Genomic DNA, 6,048 nt, shown 5'->3' with positions numbered 1-6,048 from the left:
GTTCTTTGCGCAACTGCCGGGCAGCGGCAACCATGTGCACCAGCGCCGCTTCTGTCTCCGGCCAGCCACGGGTTTTCAAGCCGCAATCCGGATTGACCCACAACCGCTCCGCCGGAATCCGCTGCGCCGCCTTGCGCAGCAGGTTGGCCATCTCCGAAGCATCCGGCACCCGTGGCGAGTGAATGTCGTAGACGCCTGGGCCGATCTCGTTCGGGTAATCGAAGGCCTCGAACGCCTCCAGCAGTTCCATGTCCGAGCGCGAGGTTTCGATGGTGATCACGTCGGCGTCCATCGCGGCGATGGACTCGATCACATCATTGAATTCGCTGTAGCACATGTGCGTATGGATCTGCGTTTCATCGCGTACACCGGAGGCACACAGGCGGAACACTTCGGTTGCCCAGTCCAGATAGTGCTGCCATTGCGCGCGGCGCAGCGGCAGACCTTCGCGGAATGCGGCTTCGTCGATCTGCACGATCCTGATCCCGGCGGCTTCCAGATCCACCACTTCGTCACGGAGCGCCAGCGCCAGTTGCCGCGCCTGCACTTCACGGGACACATCTTCGCGCGGGAACGACCACATCAGCATGGTCACAGGTCCCGTCAGCATGCCTTTCATGACCTTGCCGGTCAGGCCCTGGGCGTAGCGAATCCACTCCACGGTCATGGCTTGCGGACGGCTCAAATCACCGAAGATCACCGCCGGTTTCACGCAGCGCGAACCGTAGCTCTGTACCCAGCCAAAACGGGTAAACGCGTAGCCGTCGAGTTGCTCGGCGAAGTACTCGACCATGTCGTTGCGCTCGGCTTCACCGTGCACCAGCACATCAAGGCCCAACTGTTCCTGGATTTGCACGGCGTGGCGAATTTCGCTGTACATGGCTTCGGTGTATTCGGCTTCGCTCAGTTTGCCTAGCTTGAACGACTGCCGCGCCAGACGGATCGACGCGGTTTGCGGGAACGAACCGATAGTCGTGGTCGGAAACAGCGGCAGATCAAGACCGGCGCGTTGCTGGGCAATGCGCTGGGTAAATGGCGATTGGCGCTGACTGTCCTGCGCGGTAATGGCCGCCACACGGGCCTGCACCGCCGGTTTATGAATGCGTGGCGAGGCGGCGCGACTGGTCTGCACCGAGCGACTTTGGGCCAAGGCGCGCAGCACTTTCGGCGCTTCCGGCTCGTTGACCGCCTGCGCCAGCACCGCGACTTCCTCGCACTTCTGCACGGCAAACGCCAGCCAGCTTTTCAGCTCCGCATCGAGTTTGTCTTCGCGGCCCAGATCTACCGGGCTGTGCAGCAACGAGCAGGACGGCGCGACCCACAGGCGATCACCCAGACGCTCATGTGCGTGCTGCAAAGTCGCCAGCGCATGTTCCAGGTCGCAGCGCCAGACGTTGCGGCCGTTGACCACACCCAGCGACAGCACTTTGTAGGCCGGCAGGCGATCAAGGATGGTCGGATACTGTTCCGCTGCACGCACCAGATCGATGTGCAGGCCATCGACCGGCAGATTGGCGGCCAGACCGAGGTTTTCTTCCAGACCACCGAAGTAGGTGGCGAGCAGTTTCTTCAGCGGATCACGCTGGATCTGGTTGTAGGCACGCTCGAAAGCGTTCTTCCACTCCTGCGGCAGATCGAGCACCAGAATCGGCTCGTCGATCTGCACCCATTCCACGCCGAGGGCGGCAAGCCGCGCGAAAATCTGCCCGTACAGCGGCAGCAGGCGATCGAGCAGTTCCAGCTTGTCGAACTCGGCGCCTTTGGCCTTGCCCAGCCACAAATAAGTCAGTGGCCCGATGATCACCGGTTTGACGTTATGCCCCAGTGCGCGGGCTTCTTCGACTTCTTCGAACAACTGTTCCCAGCCGAGCTGGAACTGTTGATCAACGCTGAATTCCGGGACCAGATAGTGGTAGTTGGTGTCGAACCACTTGGTCATTTCCTGCGCGTGCGCACCACCGCAGCAACTGTCGCTGACGCCACGGGCCATGCTGAACAGGGTCTGCAGGCTGGCCTTGCCATCGTGCGGACGGAAACGTTCGGGGATCACCCCGAACATCAGCGAGTGGGTCAGCACCTGGTCGTACCAGGCGAAATCGCCCACCGGCAGCAGCTCGATCCCGGCGTTCTTCTGCAACGCCCAGTGGGCCTTGCGCAACTCGCGACCCACTTCACGCAGGCCGGCCTCGTTCAGTTCTCCTTTCCAGAACGCCTCTTGCGCTTTTTTCAGTTCGCGGTCGCGACCGATGCGCGGAAATCCGAGTGAATGGGCCAGTGCCATGACAAACAACTCCAATGTCTTGTTGATGGCGGCCATTGTCGGGATCGAGCGCTAGTGAGACAAACTCATTTTAATCTTGATGATCACAAGTTTCCCTCATGATCAGCTATCAACAGTGTGCTCGCTGAAAACACCGTTTGCCATGCAGGATATTCGTCCGCAGATCAAGCTGTGGGGGACGGTTACGACGCCCTTTGAATACTCAATGGCGCCTTGATGTAAACCCTCTGGAACCCAGCCTTTGCAGGCTTCGATTCTGTTCTATGGTTAGATCGAAATGGCTGTATCGGCGGCTGACTAAAGGTTGCGACAGATCATGTCTGCGCCTATGTTGCACGCGAGCTTTTCCCCGCGAATGGAACGCGATCAACACCACTACAAGAGGTGAAGAAATGTCAAAGGATTCACGCCCTGCCGTACTTGGGCTGATCGGCAATACGCCGCTGGTACAAGTTACCCGCTTCGATACCGGCCTCTGCACACTGTTTCTCAAACTGGAATCACAAAACCCCGGCGGCTCGATCAAGGACCGCGTCGGTCTGGCGATGATCGATGCCGCTGAACGCGACGGCCGCCTGCAACCGGGTGGCACCATCGTCGAGGCCACCGCCGGCAACACCGGTTTGGGCCTGGCACTGGTCGGTCGCGCTAAAGGCTACCGCGTGGTGCTGGTAGTCCCGGACAAAATGTCCACCGAGAAAGTCCTGCACTTGAAAGCCATGGGCGCCGAAGTGCACATCACCCGCTCGGACGTCGGCAAGGGCCACCCCGAGTATTACCAGGACGTGGCCGCACGACTGGCAAAAGACATTCCCGGCGCGTTCTTCGCCGACCAGTTCAACAACCCCGCCAACCCGCTGGCACACGAGTGCAGCACCGCGCCGGAGATCTGGGCGGAGACCGAGCATGATCTGGACGCGATCGTGGTCGGTGTCGGTTCCTCCGGCACTCTGACCGGCCTGAGTCGCTTCTTCAAACGCGTACAACCGGATCTGGAGATGGTCCTCGCCGACCCGGTCGGTTCGGTAATGGCTCAGTACAGCCGTGACGGTACGATGCCGACCCCCGGTTCGTGGGCGGTGGAAGGCATCGGCGAAGATTTCATTCCGTCGATCACCGACCTCAGCAGCGTGCGCCACGCCTACTCGATCAGCGATGAAGAAAGCTTCGACCACGCGCGCCAGCTGCTGCGCGCCGAAGGCATTCTCGGTGGCTCGTCGACCGGCACCCTGCTCGCCGCCGCGCTGCGTTATTGCCGCGAACAGACCGAGCCGAAACGCGTGGTCAGCTTCGTCTGCGACACCGGCACGCGTTATCTGTCGAAGGTCTACAACGACCAGTGGATGACCGATCAGGGCCTGTTGCAGCGCAAACGCTATGGCGACCTGCGCGATCTGATCGCCCGGCGTTTCGAAGATGGCCGCGTGATCAGCGTCGGCCCCGACGACACCCTGCTGACCGCGTTCCAGCGCATGCGCCTGGCGGATGTCTCGCAGTTGCCAGTGCTGGTTGAAGGCAAACAACTGGTCGGCGTGATCGACGAATCGGACATCCTGCTGCCCGTGCACGAAGACGCCGCGCGCTTCAGTCAGTCCGTCTCCAGCGTGATGACCGACAAACTGCAAACCCTCGCCCCCGGAGCGCCCCTTTCTGAGCTGGAATCGGTACTCAGTCGCGGCCTGGTGGCGATCATCGCCGACGCCTCGGGCTTCCACGGCCTGATCACCCGCACCGACATGCTCAACCAATTACGGAGATCCCTCGCATGAGTCAGCACGACGATAAATCCCAAGGCTTCGCGACCCGGGTGATCCACGCCGGGCAAGAGCCTGACCCGACCACCGGTGCGCTGATGCCGCCGATCTACGCCAACTCGACGTACCTGCAAGACAGCCCCGGCGTGCACAAGGGCTTCGACTACGGGCGTTCGCACAACCCGACGCGCTTTGCCCTGGAGCGCTGCGTGGCCGATCTGGAAGGTGGCACCCGCGCCTTCGCTTTCGCTTCCGGGCTGGCGACGATTTCCACTGTCCTCGAACTGATCGATGCCGGATCGCACGTGATCTCCGGCAATGACCTGTACGGCGGCACGTTCCGCCTGTTCGACAAGGTGCGTCAGCGCAGTGCCGGGCATCGCTTCAGCTACGTCGATCTGACTGACCTGTCGGCGTTCGAAGCGGCGCTGCAGGACGACACACGCCTGGTGATTGTCGAGTCACCGACCAACCCGTTGCTGAGCCTGTCGGATCTGGCCGCCATCGCCCGGATCTGCCGCGCGCGCGGGATCATCAGCGTCGCCGACAACACCTTCGCCAGCCCGTATATCCAGCGCCCGCTGGAGCTGGGTTTCGACATCGTGCTGCACTCGACCACCAAGTATCTCAACGGTCACTCCGATGTGATCGGCGGTATCGCGGTGGTTGGGCAGAACCCTGAACTGGCGGAAAAACTCGGCTTCTTGCAAAACGCGATCGGCGCGATCTCCGGACCGTTCGACGCATTCCTGACCCTGCGCGGGGTAAAAACCCTGGCGCTGCGCATGGAGCGTCATTGCAGCAACGCGCTGGAACTGGCCAAGTGGCTGGAGCAGCAACCGCAGGTCAAACGCGTCTACTACCCGGGCCTGCCGTCGCACCCGCAACATGAGTTGGCCAAGCGGCAGATGCACGGTTTTGGCGGGATGATCTCGGTGGATCTGAACAGTGATCTGGAGGGCGCACGGCGCTTTCTGGAAAACGTGAAGATCTTTGCCCTGGCCGAAAGCCTCGGCGGTGTCGAAAGCCTGATCGAGCACCCGGCGATCATGACCCACGCGACCATTCCCGCTGAAACCCGCGCCAAACTCGGAATCGGCGATGGCCTGGTGCGTCTGTCGGTGGGTGTCGAAGATCTCGAAGACCTGCGCGCCGATCTGGCGCACGCACTGACGAAAATCTGATCCTGCAACAATGACAAAGCCCGCAGCAATGCGGGCTTTGGTGTTCGAGTAGGCGGCCAGTGCTGGTCTCTGGCTTACAAGGTTTATCGGGCCTCTCACAGTACAAAAGCAACCATGGAAAAAGAGCGGTGCTCTGCTGCCTCACACGGCATAAGGGCTGGATCTCAGCGCGGAGATCTTTCTAACCGTGTACCCTTCGGAACGCGCCCCACGTCCCCTTGCTATCCGCTTGCGCATCAGTCTGCGTCTTCGCCTACATCCTTGAGCCTAGCAAAAGCCACAAGATCCGCCTCGGTGTTTTTAGACTGATTTCCTTTTTTGCACTGGCCTGCAAGGAAGCTAAACGACTATCGCCTCAGGTCGCACTAGCACATTTGTGCTAATCGACCGCCCCGCCACCCGGCGTTATATTCCCTCGCACCCCCCGATGCTCCCCAACATTGCCGCTGTGCAGTGCGCGGGATCGTTGTGCCTGGAAATCAGAACAACACCAAGGAAGAAACACCATGAAACTGCATTCCAACCTCTGCAGAGTGGCCATCGTCAGCGCTCTGCTGCTTGGCGCCAGCGGCTGCCAGACCGCCAAGCCCACCGAAGCCAGCATGAAAGAGCGCGCTCAGACGGTCATCGGGAAACCGGTGTCGAAAATCGACAACATCCGCAGCGACAGTACCCTCACCTACTACACCGCCTACACCCCGGCCGGCGAGTACAACTGCGAGTTGCCCAGCGGCGCGATTGTCGCCGTGGCGAGCATGGGCATCATGAGCCCGCCACTGTCGTGCCTGCCGAAAGGCGCCTCGCCGATTCCGTTCCAGTAATCCCTCAT

General features: G+C 61.0%; 4 protein-coding genes. 3 read left to right on the top strand and 1 reads right to left on the bottom strand.

The window, feature by feature from the left end; all coding sequences use genetic code 11:
• The coding region (gene metE / locus NTD85_RS26270) for a 5-methyltetrahydropteroyltriglutamate--homocysteine S-methyltransferase (RefSeq protein WP_262143612.1) at positions 1-2,281 on the bottom strand (2,281 nt) is incomplete at its 3' end.
• A gap of 392 nt (positions 2,282-2,673) precedes the next feature.
• Here metE and NTD85_RS26265 point away from each other — a divergent pair.
• The 3 genes from NTD85_RS26265 (at position 2,674) to NTD85_RS26255 (ending at position 6,040) form a co-directional block, all read left to right on the top strand.
• Positions 2,674-4,050 (top strand): cystathionine beta-synthase, encoded by a 1,377-nt coding sequence (locus tag NTD85_RS26265; RefSeq protein ID WP_262143606.1) that lies wholly within the window; start codon positions 2,674-2,676, stop codon positions 4,048-4,050.
• Entirely contained in the window at positions 4,047-5,219 is a 1,173-nt protein-coding gene (locus tag NTD85_RS26260; RefSeq protein WP_262143605.1) for a cystathionine gamma-synthase, read from the top strand. The genes NTD85_RS26265 and NTD85_RS26260 overlap by 4 nt, the downstream gene beginning before the upstream one ends.
• Positions 5,220-5,725: 506 nt before the next feature.
• Positions 5,726-6,040: a hypothetical protein gene (locus NTD85_RS26255; RefSeq protein WP_003225735.1), complete on the top strand. Its 315-nt coding sequence runs from the start codon at positions 5,726-5,728 to the stop codon at positions 6,038-6,040.
• Positions 6,041-6,048 lie beyond the last annotated feature (8 nt).

The organism is Pseudomonas sp. 13B_3.2_Bac1, assembly GCF_025466205.1.
Classification (GTDB): domain Bacteria; phylum Pseudomonadota; class Gammaproteobacteria; order Pseudomonadales; family Pseudomonadaceae; genus Aquipseudomonas; species Aquipseudomonas fluorescens_H.
Note: the sequence above shows the minus strand (reverse complement) of the source record. Positions and strands in the feature narration are given on the sequence as shown.

Excerpts from the sequence above, each read along its gene's own strand:
- NTD85_RS26260 (WP_262143605.1), top strand. The coding sequence starts at position 4,047 with ATGAGTCAGCACGACGATAAATCCCAAGGCTTCGCGACCCGGGTGATC.
- NTD85_RS26255 (WP_003225735.1), top strand. The coding sequence starts at position 5,726 with ATGAAACTGCATTCCAACCTCTGCAGAGTGGCCATCGTCAGCGCTCTG.
- NTD85_RS26265 (WP_262143606.1), top strand. The coding sequence starts at position 2,674 with ATGTCAAAGGATTCACGCCCTGCCGTACTTGGGCTGATCGGCAATACG.